Source organism: Alteromonas sp. P256 (assembly GCF_036864455.1).
GTDB lineage: Bacteria > Pseudomonadota > Gammaproteobacteria > Enterobacterales > Alteromonadaceae > Alteromonas.
This window is the reverse complement of the sequence record NZ_JAZETM010000023.1, coordinates 1-1,989: the sequence shown is the minus strand read 5'-3', so window position 1 is coordinate 1,989 and position 1,989 is coordinate 1. Positions and strand designations below refer to the sequence as shown.

Below are 1,989 nucleotides of genomic sequence, written 5' to 3'. Positions count from 1 at the left end.
TGCATGCTTCGAAATGACCTCATATTGAGTTTTGAAGTGATGAAGAATTAAGAAGCCCGCAATCGTTAGACTAGCAAGTCCACAAAGATAATTGATGTTAAACAATAATGTTTCAGCAACGCTATCTGAATCCACAAAGATGTAGGATGTAGACAGTGCATACAAAGCTGCAACAGGAAACACCATAACCTTATACCGGATAGGCTTAGTCTCTAAAACCGCCATCACCAATGCCAAGGAAAACCAAATCGAGCTTAATGGACCCAGATAAGATGCGGATAACCGAATAATTCTTCCCATTTCCACACTTATAAGCATTGTAAAAGAAGATATGAATCCGAGTGTTTCGGCTAGTATTGGGCCGATAAACATACCGATTAAGAACACTTTAACTGCCTTGTGCAATATAAACTCCTTTTAATGCATAACACTAAGCTTTGGGGCGCTAACATGAGGCTATAATCGCGAAGCGGCCCCGTGTTAGCGTCCCAGCGACCGGAGGGAGTGCCAACAGCGTTTTGTTAGGCGTACAACTTAGAGTACGCAGCTTTGCTGCCACCACTAGCCAATTAGGCCGCGCGTTTAAATTATTGAATTTAAGATAAAACAACCCAGTGTGAAAAGCCAGATGTTAACGACATTGGCGGATAAAAGAGCGAGTTTAAACAACTGGAGATGCAGAATGCTGGCGTTGCTGAGTTGACGAAAAGGGCGTTGCTAAAGCCGTTGAAACTACCGAAAAGTAAGCCGTAAAGACAACCTAGCGAAACAACCTTGATGCTGGAATGTCACGGTTTAATCTACATTTTAATGCTGTAAGTAAATGACGCCTAACGCCCTAATTTGGCGGCACAAACGCGTGGGCTATACTGCGAAGCAGAGCCTGCGTGTTTGTGTCCCCAACATTTGATTGTTATACGCGCCTTTATACCGCAGCCAGATTATAAGGTGAGACATGTAAAGAACTTAGATGTTGCCGCGTTTGCCATAAATCAAAAGCATTCTGCAAACGTAGCCAATGAGCAGCTGAAGGCTTACCAAATGCCAGCTCTAGACGAAGTGCCATCTCTGGCGTGATGGCTCCTTTACCATTTAGAACTTTTGACAATGTTTTTCGACTAACGTCTAAATGCTGAGCTACATCAGTGATAGTGAGTTCTAGAGCATCAATAACAAGATCTTTGAGTATCTCACCAGGATGTGCTGGGTTATGCATATTCATTAGTGATAATCCTCGTAGTTAACGATTTCAACATCTCGTCCAACAAAGCGGTATGTAACTCTCCAGTTACCACTTACTCGGACAGACCAAATATCATTTCTGTTACCTTTGAGTTTATGCATATAAAGGCCGGGTAAATCCATGTCATCAGGCGTTTCTGCTTGATCGAGATTAGACAGAATCAGACGAAGTTTATTTTCATGCTTCTTCTGAATTCCTGATGTGGTTCCTTTAGCGTAAAACTTCTGAAGGCCTTTATGTATAAAACTCTTAATCATTCAGCCATTGTAACCTCATGGGTTACGAGTTGCTAGTGGAATTTTCAGCGCGTATAACGCCAGCCCGACAGGGCCGTCCGGTGGAGGGCCCAAGGCCCGGAACAACCTTCATGGCTTTGTTATGTGTTTTTGGCGATTTCACTTTCCCAGCCATCTTCAACATTTGCGAGTATTTCGCAATCACAGGAGCCGCCTTGCTCCGAAAGCCAAGGCAAAATTTCATCTGTGTCGAGATTCAAGCTTACGAGAAATGAAGAGGTGATTCTTGGGGTATGGTCGCAGCCTTGTATCCCTAGCTGAAAATCTAAGTGGTCGAAGAGCCTGCCAAGATCTTTCAGCGAAAGCGGCATTTCTTCGATAGCCTTTTTCGTATCTTCGGCCACCATAGCCTCGACTAAAGCTGCTCGTCGCCTTTTTTCTTGCTTAGATGTCACTGTATCTCCTACACATAACACCCCGCTTAGGGGCAATAACACGTGGGCTAAAATT

4 protein-coding genes are annotated in these 1,989 nt (G+C 43.8%); all 4 read right to left on the bottom strand.

Translation table 11 applies throughout. The annotated features are described in order from the left end of the window. The coding region (locus V7R39_RS17655; protein ID WP_334032268.1) for a hypothetical protein at positions 1–405 on the bottom strand (405 nt) is incomplete at its 3' end. Between the two features lie 520 nt (positions 406–925). Then, positions 926–1,222 (bottom strand): HigA family addiction module antitoxin, encoded by a 297-nt coding sequence (locus V7R39_RS17650; RefSeq protein ID WP_334032267.1) that lies wholly within the window; start codon positions 1,220–1,222, stop codon positions 926–928. Next, positions 1,222–1,500, bottom strand: a complete 279-nt coding sequence (locus V7R39_RS17645) for a type II toxin-antitoxin system RelE/ParE family toxin (protein WP_020745301.1) — start codon at positions 1,498–1,500, stop codon at positions 1,222–1,224. Before V7R39_RS17645 ends, V7R39_RS17650 begins: the two co-directional genes overlap by 1 nt. Before the next feature lie 119 nt (positions 1,501–1,619). Then, positions 1,620–1,989: DUF2695 domain-containing protein (locus V7R39_RS17640; RefSeq protein WP_334032266.1), on the bottom strand; the 370-nt coding region annotated here is incomplete at its 5' end.

Excerpts from the sequence above, each read along its gene's own strand:
- V7R39_RS17650 (WP_334032267.1), bottom strand. The coding sequence starts at position 1,222 with ATGAATATGCATAACCCAGCACATCCTGGTGAGATACTCAAAGATCTT.
- V7R39_RS17645 (WP_020745301.1), bottom strand. The coding sequence starts at position 1,500 with ATGATTAAGAGTTTTATACATAAAGGCCTTCAGAAGTTTTACGCTAAA.